Source organism: Amycolatopsis tolypomycina (assembly GCF_900105945.1).
GTDB classification, from domain to species: domain Bacteria; phylum Actinomycetota; class Actinomycetes; order Mycobacteriales; family Pseudonocardiaceae; genus Amycolatopsis; species Amycolatopsis tolypomycina.
Genome location: NZ_FNSO01000004.1, coordinates 3,624,123 through 3,645,516, shown reverse-complemented (window position 1 = coordinate 3,645,516; position 21,394 = coordinate 3,624,123). Strand labels below are relative to the sequence as shown.

General features: G+C 70.4%; 17 protein-coding genes. 15 read left to right on the top strand and 2 right to left on the bottom strand.

Annotated elements, in window-relative coordinates; genetic code table 11:
- The 3 genes from BLW76_RS26660 (at position 1) to BLW76_RS26650 (ending at position 5,046) form a co-directional block, all read left to right on the top strand.
- On the top strand, positions 1–2,127 hold the full coding sequence (locus BLW76_RS26660) for an acetate--CoA ligase family protein (protein WP_091312137.1): 2,127 nt from the start codon (positions 1–3) through the stop codon (positions 2,125–2,127).
- 103 nt (positions 2,128–2,230) lie between these two features.
- Positions 2,231–3,610, top strand: a complete 1,380-nt coding sequence (locus BLW76_RS26655; RefSeq protein WP_091312136.1) for an OFA family MFS transporter — start codon at positions 2,231–2,233, stop codon at positions 3,608–3,610.
- 53 nt (positions 3,611–3,663) lie between these two features.
- A complete protein-coding gene (locus tag BLW76_RS26650) occupies positions 3,664–5,046 on the top strand; it encodes an OFA family MFS transporter (protein WP_091312133.1) in 1,383 nt (460 codons plus the stop codon).
- Between the two features lie 30 nt (positions 5,047–5,076).
- Here the strand turns inward: BLW76_RS26650 and BLW76_RS26645 are convergent, their stop codons facing one another.
- The gene (locus tag BLW76_RS26645; protein WP_091312132.1) at positions 5,077–5,814 is read right to left on the bottom strand and encodes a GntR family transcriptional regulator; all 738 of its coding nucleotides are present in this window, start codon (positions 5,812–5,814) and stop codon (positions 5,077–5,079) included.
- A gap of 267 nt (positions 5,815–6,081) precedes the next feature.
- On the opposite strand from BLW76_RS26645, the gene BLW76_RS26640 reads away from it, so the two are divergent.
- From BLW76_RS26640 to gcl, 7 genes are all read left to right on the top strand, one after another.
- The gene (locus tag BLW76_RS26640; RefSeq protein WP_091312129.1) at positions 6,082–7,071 is read left to right on the top strand and encodes a 2-dehydropantoate 2-reductase; all 990 of its coding nucleotides are present in this window, start codon (positions 6,082–6,084) and stop codon (positions 7,069–7,071) included.
- A 12-nt stretch (positions 7,072–7,083) separates the two neighbouring features.
- Positions 7,084–9,003, top strand: a complete 1,920-nt coding sequence (locus BLW76_RS26635) for a molybdopterin oxidoreductase family protein (RefSeq protein ID WP_091312128.1) — start codon at positions 7,084–7,086, stop codon at positions 9,001–9,003.
- A 1-nt stretch (position 9,004) separates the two neighbouring features.
- Complete coding sequence (locus tag BLW76_RS26630) at positions 9,005–10,750, top strand: NAD(P)H-dependent oxidoreductase subunit E (protein WP_091312125.1); 1,746 nt, start codon at positions 9,005–9,007, stop codon at positions 10,748–10,750.
- Complete coding sequence (locus tag BLW76_RS26625) at positions 10,747–11,604, top strand: 2Fe-2S iron-sulfur cluster-binding protein (RefSeq protein WP_091312123.1); 858 nt, start codon at positions 10,747–10,749, stop codon at positions 11,602–11,604. Before BLW76_RS26630 ends, BLW76_RS26625 begins: the two co-directional genes overlap by 4 nt.
- A gap of 139 nt (positions 11,605–11,743) precedes the next feature.
- The gene (locus BLW76_RS26620; protein ID WP_208613389.1) at positions 11,744–12,556 is read left to right on the top strand and encodes a hydroxypyruvate isomerase family protein; all 813 of its coding nucleotides are present in this window, start codon (positions 11,744–11,746) and stop codon (positions 12,554–12,556) included.
- The gene (locus BLW76_RS26615; protein WP_091312120.1) at positions 12,553–13,440 is read left to right on the top strand and encodes a 2-hydroxy-3-oxopropionate reductase; all 888 of its coding nucleotides are present in this window, start codon (positions 12,553–12,555) and stop codon (positions 13,438–13,440) included. Before BLW76_RS26620 ends, BLW76_RS26615 begins: the two co-directional genes overlap by 4 nt.
- A 1-nt stretch (position 13,441) precedes the next feature.
- On the top strand, positions 13,442–15,133 hold the full coding sequence (gene gcl / locus BLW76_RS26610) for a glyoxylate carboligase (RefSeq protein ID WP_091312117.1): 1,692 nt from the start codon (positions 13,442–13,444) through the stop codon (positions 15,131–15,133).
- Positions 15,134–15,140: 7 nt separating this feature from the next.
- Here gcl and BLW76_RS26605 read toward each other — a convergent pair whose 3' ends face one another.
- On the bottom strand, positions 15,141–15,431 hold the full coding sequence (locus BLW76_RS26605; protein WP_091312116.1) for a hypothetical protein: 291 nt from the start codon (positions 15,429–15,431) through the stop codon (positions 15,141–15,143).
- Positions 15,432–15,727: 296 nt separating this feature from the next.
- Between BLW76_RS26605 and BLW76_RS26600 the strand changes: the two genes are divergently transcribed.
- The 5 genes from BLW76_RS26600 (at position 15,728) to BLW76_RS26580 (ending at position 21,385) form a co-directional block, all read left to right on the top strand.
- Positions 15,728–16,597, top strand: a complete 870-nt coding sequence (locus tag BLW76_RS26600; protein WP_091312113.1) for an FAD binding domain-containing protein — start codon at positions 15,728–15,730, stop codon at positions 16,595–16,597.
- Complete coding sequence (locus BLW76_RS26595) at positions 16,588–17,058, top strand: (2Fe-2S)-binding protein (RefSeq protein ID WP_091312112.1); 471 nt, start codon at positions 16,588–16,590, stop codon at positions 17,056–17,058. Before BLW76_RS26600 ends, BLW76_RS26595 begins: the two co-directional genes overlap by 10 nt.
- Entirely contained in the window at positions 17,055–19,346 is a 2,292-nt protein-coding gene (gene pucD / locus BLW76_RS26590) for a xanthine dehydrogenase subunit D (RefSeq protein WP_091312109.1), read from the top strand. Before BLW76_RS26595 ends, pucD begins: the two co-directional genes overlap by 4 nt.
- A 1-nt stretch (position 19,347) precedes the next feature.
- The gene (locus BLW76_RS26585) at positions 19,348–19,830 is read left to right on the top strand and encodes a nucleoside deaminase (protein WP_091312108.1); all 483 of its coding nucleotides are present in this window, start codon (positions 19,348–19,350) and stop codon (positions 19,828–19,830) included.
- Positions 19,831–19,942: 112 nt separating this feature from the next.
- Positions 19,943–21,385: an NCS2 family permease gene (locus BLW76_RS26580; protein ID WP_091312105.1), complete on the top strand. Its 1,443-nt coding sequence runs from the start codon at positions 19,943–19,945 to the stop codon at positions 21,383–21,385.
- Positions 21,386–21,394 lie beyond the last annotated feature (9 nt).

Genomic DNA, 21,394 nt, shown 5'->3' with positions numbered 1-21,394 from the left:
GTGGGGGATCGCGCGGCGGTCGAAAAGATCCTGGAGCAGGCGGCGGCCGAGGGGCGCTCGTCGCTGACCGCGCCCGAGGGGCGTGCGGTCTGCGAGGCCTACGGTATCCCGACCCCGGCCGAGCGGCTGGCGATCACGGCGGAGGAAGCCGTGGCCCACGCCGAAGACATCGGCCTGCCGGTGGTGCTCAAGATCGTCTCACCGGACATCCTGCACAAGACCGAGGCCGGCGGCGTGCTCGTCGGGCTGCAAGACGCCGAAGCGGTGCAGGCGGGCTTCGCGCAGATCGTCGAGAACGCGAAGGCCTACGACGTCGAGGCACGCATCCTCGGCGTCCAGGTGCAGCAGATGCTCACCGAAGGCCAGGAAGTGATCATCGGGTCCGTCACCGACCCGACGTTCGGCAAGATCGTCGCCTTCGGCCTCGGCGGAGTGCTGGTGGAGGTGCTCAAGGACGTCACCTTCCGGCTCGCGCCGACAAGCACCGAAGAAGCCCTGTCGATGGTCGACGGTATCCAAGCAGCCGAAATCCTCCGTGGTGTCCGTGGCGCGGATCCCGTCGACCGAGACGCCCTCGCTGCCGTGATCACCGGCCTCGGCGAGCTGGTCACCGACTTCCCGCAGCTGTCCGAGGTGGACCTCAACCCGGTGCTCGCCACCACGAGCGGCGCCACCGCGGTCGACGTCCGCATCCTGGTCGACCCGGACGCGGCGCAGGAGCCGCACCGGTTCACCCAGGAGGAAATCCTCGCCTCGATGAACCGGATCATGAAGCCGGCGGCGGTCGCCGTGATCGGCGCGTCGGCCGAGGCCGGGAAGATCGGCAACTCGGTGATGAAGAACCTGGTCAACGGCGGGTACGCGGGCGAGATCCACCCGATCAACCCCAAGGCCGCCGAGATCCTCGACCGCAAGGCCTACGCGAGCATCGCCGACGTCCCCGGCGACGTCGACGTCGCGGTCTTCGCCATCCCGGCCAAGTTCGTGCCCGCGGCGCTCGAGGAAGCCGGGAAGAAAGGCGTGGCGGGCGCGATCCTCATCCCGTCCGGCTTCGGCGAGACCGGCAACATCGAGCTCCAGGACGAGGTCGTCGCCATCGCGCGCAAGCACGGCGTCCGCATCCTCGGGCCGAACATCTACGGCTACTACTACACGCCGGAAAACCTGTCGGCGACATTCTGTACACCGTATGACGTCAAGGGCGGCGTGGCCCTGTCGTCGCAGAGCGGCGGCATCGGGATGGCGATCCTCGGCTTCAGCCGCTCGGCGAAGATGGGTGTCTCCTCGATCGTCGGCGTCGGCAACAAGGCCGACATCGACGAGGACGACCTGCTCACCTTCTTCGAGCAGGACGACAACACCCAGCTCGTCGCCATGCACCTCGAGGACCTCAAGGACGGGCGCGCGTTCGCGGAGACGGCGAAGCGGGTCTCGCAGCGCAAGCCGGTTGTGGTGCTGAAGGCGGGCCGGACGTCGCAGGGCGCGAAGGCGGCGAGCTCGCACACCGGCGCGCTGGCCGGCAACGACAAGGTCTACGACGACATCCTGCGCCAGAGCGGCGTGATCCGGGCGCCCGGGCTGAACGACATGCTCGAGTACGCCCGCGGCATCCCGCTGCTGCCCACGCCGCAGGGCGAGAACGTCGTCATCATCACCGGGGCCGGCGGCTCGGGCGTGCTGCTCTCGGACGCCTGCGTCGACCACGGCCTCGACCTGATGGCGATCCCGCCGGACCTCGACACGGCGTTCCGGAAGTTCATCCCGCCGTTCGGCGCGGCGGGCAACCCGGTGGACATCACCGGCGGCGAGCCGCCCTCGACCTACCGCAACACGATCGCGCTCGGCCTCGAGGACGACCGCATCCACGCCCTGATCCTGGGCTACTGGCACACCATCGTCACCCCGCCGATGGTGTTCGCGGAACTGGTGTCCGAAGTGGTCGGGGAGTACCGCGCGAAAGGCATCCACAAGCCGGTCGTCGCGTCGCTGTCCGGGGACGTCGAAGTCGAGGAAGCCAGCGACTACCTCTACGACCACGGCATCGTCGCCTACCCGTACACGACCGAAAAGCCCGTCGCCGTGCTCGGCGCGAAGTACCGCTGGGCGCGGGCCGCGGGCCTGCTCTGAGCGTCCTCCACAGGGGCTGGCCCACACACAAGGAAAGGACGATGATCCACCCGCACGACGGCAACAGAGGGATTCGAGTCAATGGTGACGAAAGAGAACTCTTATGACCGCAGCCACGTACCAGGAGATCACTGACAAGAACGGAAGAATGTACCGGGTCGGCGAGACCGACCGGGACATCATGGGCAGGCCACGGTGGACGATGGTCGTCCTGCCCTGGGTGGCCATGATGGCCATCAGCTCCTCGGAATACGCGTTCACCTCGGCCGAGGACACCTTGTCCGCGGCGCACGGCTGGCACGGCGCCCACATCTTCTGGCTGCTGGCCGTCTGGGTCTTCTTCCAGGCGGCGGTGGCCTTCCCGGCGGGCAAGCTGCGGGAAAGCGGCAGGTTGTCGGCCCGGTCGGCGATGCTCCTCGGCTCCGCCGGCACCGTGCTCGGCTACCTGGCGCTGGCCTACTCGCCGAGCGTCTTCTGGGCCTACGTCGGCTTCGGCCTCTTCGGCGGTGGCGGCGCCGGGTTCGTCTACGCGACCTGCATCAACATGGTCGGCAAGTGGTACCCGGAGCGCAAGGGCGGCAAGACGGGCTTCGTCAACGGCGGGTTCGCCTACGGCTCGGTCCCGTTCATCTTCATCTTCACGAACTACCTGGACCTGGGCAACTACGGCAGCATCCTGCCCGCGGTCGGGCTGTTCCTGGCCGCCGCCGTCGCGGTCAGCGGGTTCTTCTTCCGCGACCCGCCGAAGAACTGGTGGCCGGCGCACGTCGACCCGCTGAAGGTGTCCGACGACCCGCGCGTCCGCCGGTCGCTGGCGAAGAACCCGCCCGCGGTCAAGCAGTTCACGCCGCGGGAGGCGCTGAAGACCGGGATGCTGCCGCTGATGTGGATCTGCCTGCTGTGCACGGCGGGCGTCAACATCTTCGGCATCTCCGCGCAGGTCCCGTTCGGCAAGGAGATGGGCTTCGCCGGCGGCATCGTCGCGCTGGCGATGAGCCTCAAGGCGGTCATCAACGGCGCCGGGCGCGGGGTGATCGGCTGGATCTCCGACCGGTACGGCAGGCGGCAGACGCTGCTGCTCGTCTGCGTGGTGCTGGGGCTCGCCCAGATCGCGGTGTACCTGTCCGGCTCGATCGGCAGCATGCCGCTGTTCCTGCTGGCGTCGATGATCTCCGGGTTCGGCGGCGGCGCGATCTTCCCGCTGTTCGCCGCGCTGACCGCGGACTACTTCGGCGAGAACAACAACGCCAGCAACTACGGCCTCGTCTACAGCTCGAAGCTCGTTTCGGGCATCGTCGGCGCTGGCCTCGGGAAGCTGGTCATCGACGGGTGGGGCTACGGCGCGGCCTTCTACCTGGCGGCCGCGACGAGCCTGCTCGCCGCCGGCCTCGCCTTGTTCCTGCGCCAGCCGGGGCGCAAGCCCGGCGGAATGCGTACCGAGCTCGCCGAAACCGAGCTCGTCGCGCGCCCCGCCACCGGCTGACGTCCGGCTCGGCGGCAGAAGGCACGAGTCGGCGCGGACGAAAGAGATCCTTCATGACCACAGCGAAGTACCAGGAGATCACCGACGAGAACGGACGGGTGTACCGCGTCGGCGAGACCCCGCACGACATCATGGGCCGCTCGCGCAGCTGGATGGTCTGGCTGCCGTGGATCGCCATGATGGCGGTCAGCGTCTTCGAGTACGGCTGGGGTGCCGTCGAAGGCACCCTGGAAGAGAAGTACGGCTGGACGCTGTCGGACGCGTTCTGGCTGGCCAGCATCTGGGCGGTGTTCCAGGCCGCGGTCGCGTTCCCGGCCGGGCGCCTGCGGGAGAAGAACATCGTGTCGGCGCGCACGGCCATGCTCGCCGGCGCGGTGTGCAGCGCGGTCGGCTACTTCACCATTTCGCACAGCGGCAACCTCGTGCTGGCGTTCGCCGGCTACTCGGTGCTGGGCGGCATCGGGGCCGGGCTGGTGTACGCGACCTGCGTCAACATGGTCGGCAAGTGGTACCCCGAGAAGCGGGGAGCACGGACGGGCTTCGTCAACGGCGGGTTCGCCTACGGCGCCGTCCCGTTCATCTACGTGTTCGCCGCCTTCCTCACCCCGGCCAACTATTCGACGATCCTCGACGTCATGGGCGTGTACATGCTCGTCGCCGTCGGGATCTGCGGGTTCCTGTTCAAGGACCCGCCGAAGAGCTGGTGGCCGAAGGACGTCGACCCGCTCACGTGGGTGCGCGACCGGCAGGCCAAGAGCGGGGGACTGGCCAAGAACCCGCCCGCGGTGAAGCAGTTCTCGCCGATGGAAGCCGTCCGGACCGGGATGCTCCCGCTGATGTGGGTGTGCCTGGTGATCATCGGCGGGGTTTCGCTGTTCGGCATCAACTTCCAGGTGCCGTTCGCGAAGGTGAGCCACTTCGGCGCGTTCGTCGCCGCCTCGTCGGCCGGGGTGCTGGCCGTGGTGAACGGCACCGGCCGCGCGGTCGTCGGCTGGGCGTCGGACAAGCTCGGGCGGCGGCAGACGCTCACTCTCGTGCTGGTGGTCGCGGCCGTCGCGCAGTTCGGCGTGCTCTACGCCGGGAACACGCACAACCTGGTGCTGTTCATGGTGTTCGCGTTCCTCACCGGCTTCGGCGGCGGCGCGTTCTACCCGCTGTTCGCGGCGCTGGTGCCGGACTACTTCGGCGAGAACAACAACGCGTCGAACTACGGGCTGGTCTACAGCGCGAAACTGGTCGGTGGCGTCGGCGGCGGCGGTCTCGCCGCCGGGGTCATCAGTGTGTGGGGCTACACGGGCGCGTACATCCTCGCCGGGTGCATCGCGCTCCTTTCGGCGGTGCTGACGCTCTTCCTGCGCCAGCCCGGCCGGAAGCGCCACCAGCTCGCCGAAACCGAGCTGGTGGCGCGCCGGCCGTCGGCGTCAGCCGGCGGCTGATCCGGTGGGCGCTCCCCGGTCCTGCCGCAATCAGGATCGGGGAGCCTCCGGACGTTCGTGGTAGGCCTGGCGGGTCCGTTCGGTGTGCTTGGCCATGATCTTCTCGGCCGCGTCGGCGTCCTTTGCGGCGATCGCGTTGATCAGCTCTTCGTGCTCGTTCCACGCGTCCCGCCCGCGAGGCCGGGCAATCGGCGTGTAGTACCAGCGGACCCGGCGGTCGACGAGGCCGATCAGCTCCGCCAGCACCTTGTTCCCGGACAGTTCGGTGATGAAGGCGTGGAGGGCGGCGTTGGCCGCGACCAACCCCTCGGTGTCCTCCTCGGCCAGCGCTTTGATCCCGGCCTGCTGCAGCACCTGCAGCTGGAAGACGTCCTCTGTTTTCGCGTTGCCGGCCGCGAGCTTCGCGGAGTGCGTTTCCAGCACGCTGCGGACGCTCAGCAGCTGGTCGGCCTCCTCGTCGGTCGGCAGGTGCACGAACGCGCCCTGGGCGGGGCGGAGGTCGACCCAGCCTTCGCTCTGCAGCCGCTGCAGAGCTTCCCGGACCGGCTGCCTGCTCACGCCGAGGTACTCGGCGAGGTCGGCCTCGACCAGGTGCTGACCCGGTTCGAGCGTGCGGTTGATGATCAGTTCGGCGAGTGCTTCGTAGACGACCTGCCGCAGCGGCGCGGGCCGTTCGACGCGCTTGGCGGCGGTCGAGCTGAGCGAGCCCTTGGCCGTGCGGCGCCCGGTCGGGCCGCGGTCGGGCAGCGGGGAAGCGGGCTGGCTCACGGGACACCTCGAGTCGGAGAGGAAAGCGGTGATCTCGATTCAGGATACAGGTTTTGGTATGCAAAATCCCAGAATCTCACCCGGCTCAGCGATTTTCTGCCGATGTGGATCAACGATGGCGGGGCGACATCACCCCAAGTGTCCGGTTTGTCGCGCTTGGTTGCGCCGCCGGAGTGGCGCTCGAAGTTCCGGGGCGGATGACCTCTGGTTTTGAGTGCGGATCCAGGATACTGTATGCAATCACGCGCAGGACCAGGGAGGCACATCATGAAGGTGGCTGTTCTCGGGGCCGGGGCGATCGGCGCCTACGTCGGGGCCGCGCTGCACCGCGGCGGGACCGAGGTGCACCTGATCGCCCGCCGCGCCCATCTCGCCGCGATGCGCGAACGCGGCGTCCGCGTGCTCAGCCCGCGCGGCGACTTCACCGCCCACCCCCACGTCACCGACGACCCCGCCAAGGTGGGCGAGGTCGACTTCGTGTTCCTCGGCCTGAAGGCCAATTCCTACGCCTCCTGCGGCGAACTGCTCGCCCCGCTGCTCGGTCCCGAGACGGCGATCGTCGCCGCGCAGAACGGCATCCCGTGGTGGTACTTCCACGGCCTGCAGGGACATCCCCTGGAAGGGCAGCGGATCGAGACCGTCGACCCCGGCGGCTCGGTGACGGCGGTGCTCGACCTGGAGCGGGCGATCGGCTGCGTCGTCTACTGCTCGACCGTCATCGAGGAGCCGGGCGTCATCCGGCACCTGGAGGGCACGCGGTTCTCCCTCGGCGAGCCGGACGGCGAGATCTCGGCGCGCGCCAAGGTGCTCAGCGCGGCGATGATCGCCGGCGGGCTCAAGGCGCCGGTCGAGGCCGACCTGCGCAACGACATCTGGATCAAGCTGATGGGCAATGTCGCCTTCAACCCGCTGTCGGCGCTGACCCGGGCGACCATGGCCCAGATGTGCGAGCACGACGACACCCGCCGGCTCGTCGCCACCATGATGACCGAGACACTGGCCATCGCCCGCGCGGCCGGCGCCGACCCGCAGATCTCGGTCGAAAAACGCATCGACGGCGCCTGGCGCGTCGGCCACCACAAGACGTCGATGCTGCAGGACCTCGAAGCGGGCAAGCCCCTCGAGATCGACGCGATCATCGGCGCGGTCGTCGAGCTGGCCGGCCTCACCGGCGTCCCCGCGCCCGCCCTGCGGCACGTCCACGCCGCCATCTCCCTGCTCGACCACACCAGCAAAGTCCCCGTCGGGTCGCACTGACCGGAGGTCCCCGTGAAGCGCAGGAACACCGAGCCCTACGTCCGGCTCACCCAGCCACTCGTGCGTGATTCCGGCGTGCTGCGGCCGGCGACCTGGGCGGAAGCCCTCGACCGGGCCGCCGCCGGGATCCGCCGCACCCTGGACGGGAAGGGGCCCGAGGCGTTCGGGATGTTCTCGTGCGCCCGCGCCACCAACGAGATGAACTTCGTCGCGCAGAAGTTCACCCGCGCGGTGATCGGCACGAACAACGTCGACTCGTGCAACCGCACCTGCCACGCGCCCAGCGTCGCCGGGCTGGCCCGCGTGTTCGGCAGCGGCGGCGGCACGTCCTCCTACCAGGAGATCGAAGACGCCGACGTCATCGTGATCTGGGGCGGCAACCCGCGCGAGGCGCACCCGATCTTCTTCCACCACGTGCTCAAGGCCGTCCACAAGGGAGCGAAGCTCTTCGTCGTCGACCCGCGGCAGACCAGCACCGGGAGCTGGGCGCACCGGCAGCTGCAGCTCGAAGTCGGCACCGACATCCCGCTCGCCCACGCCATCGCCCGGGAGATCATCCACTCCGGACTGGCGAACACGACGTTCATCGAGCGGGCCACCGAGGGCTTCGCCGAGTTCGCCGCGTCGGTCGAGCCGTGGACCCTGGAGGTCGCCGAGAAGACCACCGGCGTCCCGGCCGAGCTCATCCGCGAACTCGCCCACACCTACGCCCGTGCCGACCGCGGCCAGCTGTCGTGGACCCTCGGCATCACCGAGCACCACAACGGCACCGACAACGTGCTGTCGCTGATCAACCTGGCGCTGCTGGCCGGCCAGGTCGGCCGCTACGGCGCCGGGCTGAACCCGCTGCGCGGGCAGAACAACGTCCAGGGCGGCGGCGACATGGGCGCCATCCCGGACCGCCTCCCGGGCTTCCAGGACGTCCTCGACGCCGGCGTCCGGGCGAAGTTCGACACCGCGTGGGGCTCGTCGATCCCGCCGCACAAGGGCCTGAACCTGACGCAGATGCTCGACGCGATGGAACGCGGCGACCTGACCTGCGTGTACATCATCGGCGAGAACCCGGTGCAGTCCGAAGCGGACTGCGAGCACACGATCAAGCGGCTCGCCAACGTCGACCACCTGGTCGTGCAGGACATCTTCCTGACCAAGACCGCGCAGCTGGCCGACGTCGTGCTGCCGGCGAGCGCGGCCTGGTGCGAGAGCGACGGCACCTTCACCAACTCCGAACGGCGGGTCCAGCGCGTCCGCAAGGCCCTCGAACCCCCGGAAGGCGCGCGCGACGACATCGAGCTGCTGTCGGAACTGGCCCGCCGGCTCGGCCACGACTGGCACTACACCGGCGGCGAAGAGGTCTGGGACGAGCTGCGGTCGCTGTCGCCGATGCACGCCGGGATGTCGTACGCCCGGCTCGAAGCGCTCGGCGGGATCCAATGGCCGTGCTTCTCCGAAGACACCCTCGAACCGACGTTCCTGCACGGCCGGCTGTGGGCCGAAGACCCGGCCGAACGCGGCCGCCCGGCGCCGTTCACGGTGCTCGAGCACAGCCCGCCGGTCGACCTGCTCACCGAGGAGTTCCCGATCCGGCTCACCACCGGGCGGCGCCTGGACTCGTACAACACGGGCGTCCAGTCGGGTGGGTTCCCGTCGCCGCTGCGGCAGGGGGAGACCCTCGACCTCTGCCCCGAAGACGCACGCGCGCTCGGCGTCGAACCCGACGAACTGGTCCAGATCTCGTCGCGGCGTGGTGCGATCGTCGCGCCGGTGCGGCTGGACAAGGGCCTGAAACCGGGGCTCGCGTTCATGACCTTCCACTTCCCGGACGAGGTCGACGTCAACGTCATCACCATCGAAGCCACCTGCCCGATCGCCGGGACCGCCGAGTACAAGGCCGCCGCCATCCGCGTCGACAAGCTGCCGGTGGAGGTCTGAGGTGGACCTCAAGCTCCTGGACGCGCTCGCGTCGCACGAAGAGCGGGAAGCCCTGGCCGGGTTCGCCGGCGGGGGCCGTGACCAGCTGCTGCCCGCGCTGCACGCGGTCAACGACCGGGTCGGCTGGATCAGCCAGGGCGCGCTCAACCTCATCTGCGAGACGCTGCACGTGCCCCCGGCCGACGCGTACGGCGTGGCGAGCTTCTACTCGCTGTTCGCGCTCGAGGAGCGGCCGGAGCGGGTGGTGCACGTGTGCACCGACCTGGCCTGCCGGATCAGCGGCGCGGATACTGTATGCGATGTCCTCACCGAGCACGTCGGCGCCGCGGGGAAGGCGCGCGGCGGGGTCACGTGGCAGCACAGCCCGTGCCTCGGCGTCTGCGAACGGGCCCCCGCGGCGCTGACGTTCCAGGCCGGCGACCCGGCGACGACGGAACTCGTCGCCCCGGTCACCGGCGCGTCGGCCGTGCTGGCCGCCGGACGGGAGCCGGCTGGTTCGGAGGGGGCCCCGCCGGTGATCCACCAGCGGGACGGGCTGCGGCTGCTGCGCCGGGTCGGCGTCGTCGATCCGTCCAGTTTGGACGACTACCGGGCCACCGGCGGCTACGCGGCCCTGCGCAACGCCCTGCGGATGGGACAGGCCGCGGTCATCCGCGAGGTCACCGACTCCGGGCTGCTCGGCCGCGGCGGCGCCGCGTTCCCGACCGGGCGCAAGTGGGCGGCCACCGCCGCCCAGCCCGCCGGGCCGCACTACCTGGTGTGCAACGCCGACGAGAGCGAGCCGGGCACGTTCAAGGACCGGGTACTGCTGGAAGGCGACCCGTTCGCGCTGGTCGAGGCGATGACGATCGCCGCGTACGCGATCGGTGCGACCCGCGGGTACGTCTACCTGCGCGGCGAGTACCCGCGCGCGCTGCGGCTGCTGCGGAACGCGCTGGCGGCCGCCCGCGAGCGCGGGTTCCTCGGCGAGGACGTCATGGGCCACGCGGGCTTCTCGTTCGACATCGAGATCCGGCGTGGCGCGGGCGCCTACATCTGCGGCGAGGAAACGGCGATCTTCAACTCGATCGAGGGCTTCCGCGGGGAGCCCCGGACGAAGCCGCCGTTCCCGGTCGAGCAGGGCCTGTTCGGCAAGCCGACCGTGGTGAACAACGTCGAGACGCTCGTCAACGTGCCGCTGATCCTCACCGAGGGGGCGGCCGCGTACCGTTCGCTCGGCACGGCGGCTTCGGCCGGGCCGAAGCTGTTCTGCCTGTCCGGCAACGTCGAGCGGCCCGGGGTCTACGAAGTACCGTTCGGAACTTCCCTGCGCGAACTGCTGGCGTTGGCCGGGGGAGTACCGGAGGGCCGCTCGCTGCGCGCGATCCTGCTGGGCGGCGCGGCCGGCGGGTTCGTCCGGCCGGACGAGCTGGACCTGCCGCTGACGTTCGAGGACGCACGAGCGGCGAAGACCACGCTCGGCTCGGGGGTGGTCCTGGTCCTCGACGACCTCGTGGACCTGGGTGGGTTCCTGCTGCGGATCGCCGAGTTCTTCCGCGACGAGTCGTGCGGCCAGTGCGTCCCCTGCCGGATCGGGACGGTACGCCAGGAGGAGGCGATCCGGCGCGTCCTGGCGGCCAAGTCCGACGAGCGGCCGCTGCTGCGCGAGGTGGGCGGAGTCATGCGGGACTCGTCGATCTGCGGCCTCGGCCAGACCGCCTGGAACGCCATCGAATCCGCGATCGACCGGCTGGGAGCGCTCAAGTGACCATTGTGGACATCGGAATTCCGAAGCGGCTGGTCGAGTTCACTGTGGACGGATCGACGGTCCGCGTCCCCGAAGGCTCGACGATCCTCGACGCGTGCACGGCGGCGGGCAAGGACATCCCGACGCTCTGCTACGGCGACACCCTCGAACCGGCGAACGCCTGTCGTGTCTGCATGGTCGAGGTCGAAGGCTCGCGAACACTGGTGCCGTCGTGCTCCCGCAAGGCCGAGCCGGGCATGGTCGTGCACACGGATTCGGAGCGGACACGCACGAGCCGCAAGGTCGTCCTCGAACTCCTGGCGTCGGCCACGGACCTGTCGACAACGCCGGGCGTCGCGGAGTGGATCGCGGAGACCGGCGCGGACCCGGACCGCTTCGGCCCGGACGCGGCGACGGTGGCCCAACCGGCGTTGGTGGACAACGAGCTGTACGTCCGGGACTACGGGAAGTGCATCCTCTGCTACAAGTGCGTCGACGCCTGCGGCGAGCAGTGGCAGAACTCGTTCGCCATCAGCGTCGCCGGCCGCGGCTTCGACGCGCGGATCTCGACGGAGTTCTCGAACCCGTTGCCCGACAGCGCCTGCGTGTACTGCGGCAACTGCGTCGAGGTGTGCCCGACCGGAGCGCTGAGCTTCAAGCGCGAGTACGACAAGCGCGAGGACGGCACCTGGGACGAGTCACGGCAGAAGCAGACGACGACCGTGTGCACGTTCTGCGGGGTCGGGTGCAATCTCACGCTGCACGTCCAGGACAACGAGATCGTGAAGGTGACCTCGCCGCACGAAAGCTCCGTGACGCACGGGAACCTCTGCATCAAGGGCCGCTTCGGCTGGCAGCACGTCCAGAACAGGTAGCGGCACCCCGTTCACCCGAAGGCGCCGTGACTCGTCGAGTCGCGGCGCCTTCGGCGTCTTGGCGTTGACCCCGGCGCAGGTCAGCAGCTATTCTCGATATGCGAAAGAAAAATTCCGGATAGTGAAATTCGAGGTCGCGATGCCTGAAGAGGGCCACTCCCTGCCGTACGTCGCCAACCTGTCGATCCTGTTCAAGGAGGTCCCGCTCCTCGAGCGCGCCGCCGCCGCGCGGGAGGCCGGGTTCACCGATGTCGAGTTCTGGTGGCCCTTCGACTCCGCGGTGCCCGCGCGCGAAGACGTGGACGCCTTCGTCGGCAGCCTCGACGGGGTCCGGCTGCGCGGGCTGAACTTCTACGCCGGGGACATGGCGGCCGGGGAGCGGGGGCTGGTGAGCTGGCTCGGCCGGGAGACCGAGTTCGCCGACAGTCTCGTCGTCGCCCTCGGCATCGCCGAACGCACCGGGTGCCGGAGCTTCAACGCGCTCTACGGCAACCGGCTCGACGGCGAGGACCCGGCCAAGCAGGACGACCTCGCCCGGGCGCACCTGGACAAGGCCGCCGACGCCGCCGCGCGGATCGGGGCGCAGCTGGTCCTCGAACCGCTCTCCGGCGCGGACGCCTACCCCCTCAAGACCGCCGCGGACGCCGTGGCCGTGCTCGACGACCTCGGGCGCGAAAACGTGCGGCTGCTGGCCGACCTCTACCACCTGGCAGTCAACGGTGACGACCTGGACGCGCTGGCGACGACCCACCTCGCCCGGATCGGGCACGTGCAGATCGCCGACGCTCCCGGCCGCCACCAGCCCGGCACCGGCGAACTCGACATCGACGGGCACCTCGCGAAGCTGCAGAACGCGGGCTACGCGGGGTTCGTCGGGATCGAGTACGTCCCGGAGCCCGACACGCTCACGTCGCTGGCCTGGCTGCCGAAAACCCGAAGGGGACGAGCATGAAACTGGGATTCATCGGACTGGGCGTGATGGGCGCCCCGATGGCCGCGCACCTGGTCGCGGCCGGTCACGACGTCAGCGGCTACGACGTCACCCCGGCCGCGGGGGAGAAGCTGGCAGCGGCCGGCGGGCGGGCCGCGACCGGCGTCGCGGACGCGGTGGCCGGCGCCGACGTCGTCATCACGATGCTGCCGAACCACCCGCAGGTCGAGGAGGTCGTGCTGGCCGACGGCGGTGTCCTCGACACCGCCGAGCCGGGCACGCTGCTGATCGACATGAGCACCATCCGGCCCGAGACGTCGATCGCGATCGCGGAAGCCGCGCGGGACCGGAAGATCCGCGTCCTCGACGCGCCCGTCTCGGGTGGGCAGGCCGGCGCCGAGCAGGCGGCACTGTCCATCATGGTCGGTGGCCTCGAAGCGGACTTCGCGGCGGCCAAACCGGTCCTCGACGCCGTCGGCAAGACGATCGTGCACGTCGGCCCGCACGGCGCCGGCCAGGTCGTCAAGGCCGCGAACCAGCTCGTCGTGGGCGGGATCTACGGTCTCGTCGCCGAGGCGATCGTGCTGCTGGAAGCGTCCGGTGTGGACGCCGCCACCGGGCTCGACGTGCTCGCGGGCGGCCTCGCCGGCAGCCGCATCCTCGAACTCAAGCGCAAGTCCATGGTGGACCGCCGGTTCACGCCCGGCTTCCGGATCGACCTGCACCACAAGGACATGGGGATCGCGCTGGCCGCCGCCCGGCAGGCCGACGTCGCGCTCCCGCTCACCGGGCTGGTCGCCCAGCTCGTCGCCGCCGGCCGTGCCATGGGGTACGGCTCCCTGGACCACTCGGCCTTGCTGAAGGTCGTCGAACAGTTGTCGGGCCGCGTCCCGGCGGAGGTGTGACATGCCCCGGATCCCCGCGATGCAGGCGGTCGTCGACGTCCTGGAGAGCGAAGGCGTCGACACCGTCTTCGGCTGCCCCGGCGCCGCGATCCTCCCGCTGTACAACGCCCTGCAAGGCCGGGCGATCGAGCACCTGATCGTCCGCCACGAAGAGGGCGCGACGCACATGGCCGACGGCTGGGCCAGGACGAACGGCAACGTCGGCGTCGCCATCGGCACGTCCGGCCCGGCCGGGACGAACATGATCACCGGGCTCTACACCGCGCACGCGGACTCGATCCCGATCATCTGCATCACCGGCCAGGCCGCCACGACGAAACTGCACCAGGAAGCTTTCCAGGCCGTCGACATCGTCGAGATCGCCAAGCCCGTGACGAAATGGGCCGTGCAGGTCAAGGAGGCCGCGCAGCTGCCGTGGATCTTCCGCGAGGCGTTCCGGATCGCCCGGTCCGGCCGGCCCGGCCCGGTCCTCATCGACCTGCCGATCGACGTCCAGAAGCAGGACATCGAGTGGGACTCCTCGATCGACTCGCCGCTGCCGGTGACCCGGGTGACCCCGGCGCCCGCGCGGGTCGAGCGCGCGCTGGACCTGCTGCTGGCCGCCGAGCGCCCGCTGATCCTGGCCGGTGGCGGCGTCGTCCTCGGCGAGGCCAGCGAGCGGCTGCGGGCCGCGGCCGAGCGGCTCGACGTCCCCGTGCAGGTGACGCTGATGGGCAAGGGCAGCTTCCCCGAGGACCACGAGCTGTTCGCCGGGATGGCCGGCATCCAGACGTCCCAGCGCTGGGCGAACGCGGCCTTCCTGGAGGCCGACCTCGTGCTCGCGCTCGGCGCCCGGTTCGGCGACCGGCACACCGGCGAGCTGTCGGTCTACCGCGGCGACCGGAAGTTCATCCACGTCGACATCGAGCCCACCCAGCTGGGCAAGGTGTTCGGCCCCGACCTCGGGATCGTCTCCGACACGCGGGAATTCCTCGACGCGCTGCTGACGGCCCTGGCCAGGCGCACAGCGCCGCCACGGCGCGAGTGGGTGGCCCGGATCGGCGAGCTGAAGGCGGCGCTGCCCCGGCGAGACGACTTCGACAGCCTGCCGATCAAGGCGCCGCGGGTGTTCAAGGAGATCAACGAGACCTTCGGCGAGGACACCTACTTCGTCACCGCGATCGGGCTCTACCAGATCTGGTCGGGCCAGTTCCAGCAGGCGCACAAGCCGCGCCACTACCAGGTGTGCGGCCAGGCCGGCCCGCTCGGCTGGGAGATCCCGGCGGCGATCGGCGTCAAGAAGGCGCGGCCGGACGCCGAGGTCGTCGGCGTGGTCGGGGACTACTCGTTCCAGTTCCTCGTCGAGGAGCTGGCCGTGGCCGCCCAGTACGACGTCGGCTTCGTCCTGATCATGCTCAACAACGAGTACCTCGGGCTCATCCGGCAGGCCGAAACCGGCTACGAGATGAACTTCGAGGTCGACATCCACTACGACACGATCGGCACGGACAACGTGAAGATCATGGAGGCCTACGGCTGCTCCGGCACCCGGGTGCACGAGCCGGGGGAGATCCGCACGTCCCTGGAGTGGGCGCGCAAGGAGGCCGAGCGGACCAGCCGCCCGGTCCTGGTGGAGATCATGATCGAGCGCGAGGGCAACGCCGCCATGGGCGCCGCCCTCGACGCGGTCCGCGAGTTCGAGCCCGCCGGCTGATCCCGGCTCAGGCCAGGATGGCGAGCAGCTCGTCGCTGCTCCGGTCGGCCAGGTCGGCCGGCGTGCCGATCGCGGGCGCGCCGGCCACGAAGCCGGGGCCGCGCACGACGTCGTTCGCGACGGCCTTGTAGAAGTTCTGGCGCTGCGCGTTGAACCGGGCGGCCCTGGCCAGCTCGGCCTGGCAGGCGATCGCCCGGATGATGCCGGCGAACAGGCAGGCGACCGGCAGCCCCGGCTCCTGGATCTCCAGCGGGGTGAGGCCGGCGACGGCCGCGGCCGTTTCGATGCGGTTGGACACGACGAAGCTCCTGAGCACGGAAGGGGACCGGACACCCGACGGTAACCAGGCGGCGGGCGGCCCGGCCCCAGGTTCCGCCTTCCCCGCAGGACCCTTCCCGAATACGCGGTACCCGGCGCCGCCGTGCGAGGCCCCCGACCTCGCACGGCGGCCTTGGCGTGCCCGCGGGACGAGCCTTGGAGGAAAGTACAAACGCGGGCCGGAAATTCACCCGTCTTTCAGGGGTTTTGCCGTGGTCGGGGCCACGCGGGAGCGTGTCTACTTCTTGCCGAAGCACCCCCGAAAGGACGTCCACAGTGGAATTCCTCCGACCCGCCTCGCTGGCCGGCGCGCTCGCCGCGAAGGCCGCGAACCCCGGTGCGGTCCCGCTCGCCGGTGGCACGGACGTGATGGTCGAGCTCAACTTCGACCACCGCCGCCCGGAAGCCCTGCTCGACCTGGGACGCGTGCCCGAGCTGCACGAGCACGGCACCGACGGCGGCCGGATCCGGATCGGCGCGGCCGTGCCCTACAGCCGGATCATCACCGAGCTGGGCACGAAACTGCCCGGCCTGGCGATGGCCGCGCGGACCGTCGGGTCCCCGCAGATCCGCAACCGCGGTTCGGTGGGCGGCAACCTCGGCGCGGCCTCGCCCGCGGGGGACTCCCACCCGGCCCTGCTGGCCGCGGACGCCGAAGTCGAGATCGCCTCCGTACGCGGGACGAGGATCGTCGCCGCGAAGGATTTCTACGTCGGGGTGAAGAAGAACGTCCTGGCCCCGGACGAGCTGATCACCGCGGTCCTGCTGGCCCCGGCCAGCGGGCCGCAGCAGTTCAGCAAGATCGGCACGCGCAACGCGATGGTCATCGCCGTCGCCGCCTTCGGGCTCGCCCTGCACCCGGCGGAGAAGCGGGTCGGCACCGGCGTCGGCTCGGCCGCACCCACCCCGCGGCGGGCGTTCGACGCCGAGGAGTTCCTGGCCGCCGAGCTGGACTGGGACGCGCCGAAGCCGATCGCCGACTCGGTGAAACGCCGCTTCGGCGACCTGGTCGCCGCGGCCGCGTCGCCGATCGACGACGTCCGGGGGAGCGCGGCCTACCGGCGCCATGCCCTGGGCGTCATGGCGAGAAGGACGCTGACCTGGGCCTGGACCGAATATTGCGGAGGGAGCGCGAAGTGCGCGTGAACGTCACCGTCAACGGCGAACCCCGCCGGGCGGACAACGTCTGGGAAGGCGAGAGCCTGCTTTACGTGCTGCGTGAGCGGCTTGGCCTGCCGGGCTCGAAGAACGCCTGCGAGCAGGGCGAATGCGGTTCGTGCACGGTCTACCTCGACGGCGTTCCGGCGTGTGCGTGCCTGGTCGCGGCCGGGCAGGCCGAGGGCCGCGAGGTCGTCACCGTCGAAGGGCTCGCCTCCGGCGACGACCTCGACCCGGTGCAGGAGGCGTTCGTCGAACGCGGGGCCGTCCAGTGCGGGTTCTGCACGCCCGGCCTGCTGGTGGCCGCGCACGACCTGATCGAGCGGAACCCCGAGCCGTCCGACGTCGAGATCCGCGAGGCCCTCGCCGGCAACCTCTGCCGCTGCACCGGCTACGAGAAGATCCTCGACGCCGTCCGCGACGCCGCCGCGAAGAAGGCGGTCCGATGAGCGCGCCGGCCCGCTCCCCGCAGGAGCTGCACGACACCATCGCCGGCGGCATCGGCGAGAGCCCGCTGCGCCCGGACGGCACGCTCAAGGTCCGCGGCGAGTTCGCCTACTCCTCGGACCTCTGGCACGAGGACATGCTGTGGGGCGCCACCCTGCGCAGCCCGCACCCGCACGCCCGGATCGTCCGCCTCGACGTCTCCCGCGCCCTCGCCCAGCCGGGCGTGCACGCGGTGCTGACGCACGAGGACGTGCCCGGCGAGAACGTCTACGGCCTGAAGTTCCAGGACACCCCCGCGCTGGCCGCCGGCCTGGTCCGCTACCAGGGCGAACCGGTGGCCATCCTGGCCGCCGACGACCCGGAGATCGCGCGGCAGGCGCTGAAGGAGATCGTCGTCGAGTACGACGTCCTGGAGCCGATCACCGACCCCGAGCGGGCCGCGCACGACGACACCCTGCCGAAGCTGCACCCGGGCGGAAACCTGGTCCGCCACCAGCGGATCGTCAAGGGCGACCCGGACGCCACGGCCGACGTGGTCGTGACCGGCGTCTACGAGATCGGCATGCAGGACCAGGCGTTCCTCGGCCCGGAGTCCGGGCTGGCCGTGCCGGCCGAGGACGGCGGCGTCGACCTCTACCTCGCCACCCAGTGGCTGCACGTCGACCAGCGGCAGACGGCGAAGGCCCTCGGCCTGCCGCTGGACAAGGTGCGGCTGACGCTGTCCGGGGTCGGCGGCGCCTTCGGCGGCCGCGAGGACCTGTCGATGCAGATCCACTCCTGCATGCTCGCGCTGCGCACCGGGCGTCCGGTGAAGATGAGCTACAACCGCCTGGAGTCGTTCTTCGGGCATGTGCACCGCCACCCGGCGAAGATGTACTACGAGCACGGGGCGACTCGCGACGGAAAGCTCGTGTACGTCCGGGCGAAGCTGTACTTCGACGGCGGCGCGTACGCGTCCAAGACCCCGGTCGTGGTCGGCAACGGCACGACGTTGGGCGTCGGTCCCTATGACGTACCGAACGCCCACATCGAGGGCTGGGGTGTCTACACCAACAACCCCACCTGCGGCGCCATGCGCGGGCTCGGCGCGGTGCAGCCGACGTACGCCTACGAGTCCCAGATGGACAAACTCGCCGCCGCGCTGGCCATGGATCCCGCCGAGCTGCGGATCCGCAACGCGCTCAGCGAAGGGTCCACTGTGGTCACCGGCCAGGTGGTCGACTTCCCGGCGCCGGTGGCGGAACTCCTCCAGCGGCTGCGGGACATGCCGCTGCCGCCCGCGCGCGGCGAGCAGGCCGACATCCGCGAACTGCCCGGCGGCGCGTCCAACACCACCCACGGCGAAGGCGTCGTCCGCGGGGTCGGCTACGGCGTGACGATCAAGAACATCTCCTACGCCGAAGGCCTCGACGACTACTCGACCGCCCGCGTCCGCCTGGAGGTGATCGGCGGCGAAGCGGTGGCGATGGTACACACCGCCGCCGCGGAGGTCGGCCAGGGCCTGGTGACGCTGCAGCAGCAGATCGCCCGCACCGAGCTGGGCGTGACGCGGGTGAGCGTGCACCCGGCGGACACGAGCGTCGGCGACGCCGGTTCCAGCTCGGCGTCGCGCCAGACGTACGTCACCGGCGGTGCGGTGCGCAACGCCTGCCGCGCGGTCGCGGATACGGTATACAGCCGACTGGGACGCTCGACCGAAGGCATGACCCTGGCCGGCGGGAAGGTGGTCGCGGCCGACGGCGAAGTCGTCGCCGACCTGGCCGAGCTGCTCGGCGACACGGCGATCGAGGAGACCCGCGAGTACCACCACCGGCCGACCCACCCCCTCGACCCGGAGACCGGCCAGGGTGACGCGCACGTCCAGTACGGCTTCTCCGCCCACCGCGCGGTGGTCGACGTCGACCTCGACCTCGGGCTGGTCAAGGTGGTGCAGCTCGACTGCGCCCAGGACGTCGGCAAGGCGATGAACCCCGACGCCGTCGTCGCCCAGATCCAGGGCGGCTCGGCACAGGGCCTCGGCCTGGCCGTGATGGAGGAGATCCTCGTCGAGGGCGGCAAGGTGCGGAACCCGTCGTTCACCGACTACCTCATCCCGACGATCCTCGACATGCCGCCGATGCGCGTCGACGTCCTCGAGCGGCCCGACCCGCACGCGCCCTACGGCGTCCGCGGCGTCGGCGAGCCGCCCACGATCTCCGCCACGCCGGCGATCGCCAACGCCATCCGCGCGGCCACCGGCCTCGAGCTGCCGCGCGTCCCGATCCGCCCCGAGCACATCACCGGAGTCTGAGATGACCACGTCGATTTCCGCCGAGCAGGAATGGCTGTCCGAAGCCGTCCGCATCGCCACCCACAACGTCGAAAACGGCGGCGGCCCGTTCGGCGCGCTGATCGTGAAGGACGGCGAAGTGGTCGCGACCGGCGTCAACCGCGTCACGGCGAACCTGGACCCCACCGCGCACGCGGAGGTCGTCGCCATCCGGGCGGCCTGCCAGGAGCTGGGCACGTTCAAGCTGGACGGCTGCGTGCTCGTCTCCAGCTGCGAGCCGTGCCCGATGTGCCTGTCGTCGGCGCTGTGGGCGCGAGTGGACAGGATTCTGTATACCGCCGACCGCGACGACGCGGCCAAGGCCGGTTTCGACGACCGTGCCTTCTACGAACTCTTCGACCGCCCGCGCGAGACGTGGACGGTCCCCGTGACGCGACTGTCCGCAACGGACGGATTCGCGCCGTTCGCGGCCTGGCTCGACAAGAGCGACCGCACCGACTACTGACCCACGAGGCCAGCAGCTGACCGGAGCACAACCCAATCGAACGTCCCGCTCGCCCAGGCACGGCGCTGTGCCTTGGCCTGGCCGAGCACACCCACCGGCAAGGGCAGGACGCATGACCCAGACCGAAGTCCCCACCCCCGTAACGGAACCTCCCGTACAACGCAGCTCGTTCCTGGACAAAGTGTTCGAGCTGCGGGCGAGGCAGACCACGATCGGCCGTGAAGTCCGCGGCGGCGTCACCACGTTCGTCGCGATGGCCTACATCGTGCTGCTCAACCCGCTCATCCTCGGCGCCTCCGCCGACATCACCGGCGCCCGGCTGTCGGCCGCCCAGGTGACCACGGCGACCGCGCTGGCCGCCGCTGTGATGACCGTCCTCATGGGACTCGTCGGCAACGCACCCCTCGCGCTGGCCGCCGGGCTCGGCATCAACGGCATCGTCGCCTTCCAGATGGCGCCGGAGATGACGTGGGCGCAGGCGTTCGGGCTGGTCGTGCTCGAAGGCGTGTGCATCGTGCTGATGGCGGTCAGCGGCGTCCGCGAGCGGATCATGAACGCCATCCCGCGGCCGCTCAAGACGGCGATCACCGTCGGGATCGGGCTGTACATCGCGCTCGTCGGCCTGGTCAGTGCCGGGTTCGTCACCCGCGTGCCGGACTCGGCGCAGACCACGGTCCCGGTGCGCCTCGGGGCGGGCGGGCACCTGCACGGCTGGCCGATCGTCGTGTTCTGCTTCGGGCTGCTGCTGATGATCGTGCTGGTGGCCCGCAAGGTCCCCGGCGCGGTGCTGATCAGCATCGGGGTGGCCACCGTGTTCGCCGTCGTGCTGCACCAGGGGTTCGGGGTCGGCGGCTGGGGACTCACGACGCCGGAACTGCCCGACCACGTCGTCGCTGCCCCCGATTTCGGGCTCTTCGGCCACGTCGACCTCTTCGGCGGCTTCGCCTCGGCGGGCGCGCTCGCGGCCACGGTCTTCCTGTTCACGCTGGTGCTGTCCGGTTTCTTCGATGCGATGGGCACGATCACCAGCGTCTCCGACGAAGCCGGGCTGTCGAAGAACGGCAAGGTGCCCCGGATGGGCCGCATCCTGCTGGTCGACGGCGCGGGCGCGATCGCCGGCGGCGTCACCGGCTCGTCGCCGAACACGGTGTTCCTGGAGTCGGCGGCCGGCGTCGGGGAGGGCGCGCGGACCGGCCTGGCGAGCGTCGTCACGGGCCTGCTGTTCGCCGGAACACTGCTGTTCACGCCGCTGGCCGGGGTGGTCCCGGCCCAAGCGGCGGCACCGGCGCTGGTGGTCATCGGCGGCATGATGGTCGCGCAGTGCCGCACCATTCCGTGGCACGACCCGGACTACACGATCCCGGTGTTCCTGACCGCGGCGCTGATCCCGTTCACGTACTCGATCACCAACGGCGTCGGCGCCGGCCTGATCGCCTTCGTGCTTGTCAAGATCGGCCGTGGCAAGTGGCGCGAAGCGGGCTGGCTGCTTTCCCTGCTGGCCCTGGTGTTCGCGGTGTACTTCGCCATCGACGGCGTCGAAGCCCTCTTCCGCTAAGGAGTTCCC

Bases quoted from the DNA above. Each gene is read 5' to 3' on its own strand.
- BLW76_RS26650 (WP_091312133.1), top strand. From the start codon at position 3,664: ATGACCACAGCGAAGTACCAGGAGATCACCGACGAGAACGGACGGGTG.
- BLW76_RS26620 (WP_208613389.1), top strand. From the start codon at position 11,744: ATGCCTGAAGAGGGCCACTCCCTGCCGTACGTCGCCAACCTGTCGATC.
- gcl (WP_091312117.1), top strand. From the start codon at position 13,442: ATGCCCCGGATCCCCGCGATGCAGGCGGTCGTCGACGTCCTGGAGAGC.
- BLW76_RS26585 (WP_091312108.1), top strand. From the start codon at position 19,348: ATGACCACGTCGATTTCCGCCGAGCAGGAATGGCTGTCCGAAGCCGTC.
- BLW76_RS26580 (WP_091312105.1), top strand. From the start codon at position 19,943: ATGACCCAGACCGAAGTCCCCACCCCCGTAACGGAACCTCCCGTACAA.
- BLW76_RS26655 (WP_091312136.1), top strand. From the start codon at position 2,231: ATGACCGCAGCCACGTACCAGGAGATCACTGACAAGAACGGAAGAATG.
- BLW76_RS26615 (WP_091312120.1), top strand. From the start codon at position 12,553: ATGAAACTGGGATTCATCGGACTGGGCGTGATGGGCGCCCCGATGGCC.
- BLW76_RS26640 (WP_091312129.1), top strand. From the start codon at position 6,082: ATGAAGGTGGCTGTTCTCGGGGCCGGGGCGATCGGCGCCTACGTCGGG.
- pucD (WP_091312109.1), top strand. From the start codon at position 17,055: ATGAGCGCGCCGGCCCGCTCCCCGCAGGAGCTGCACGACACCATCGCC.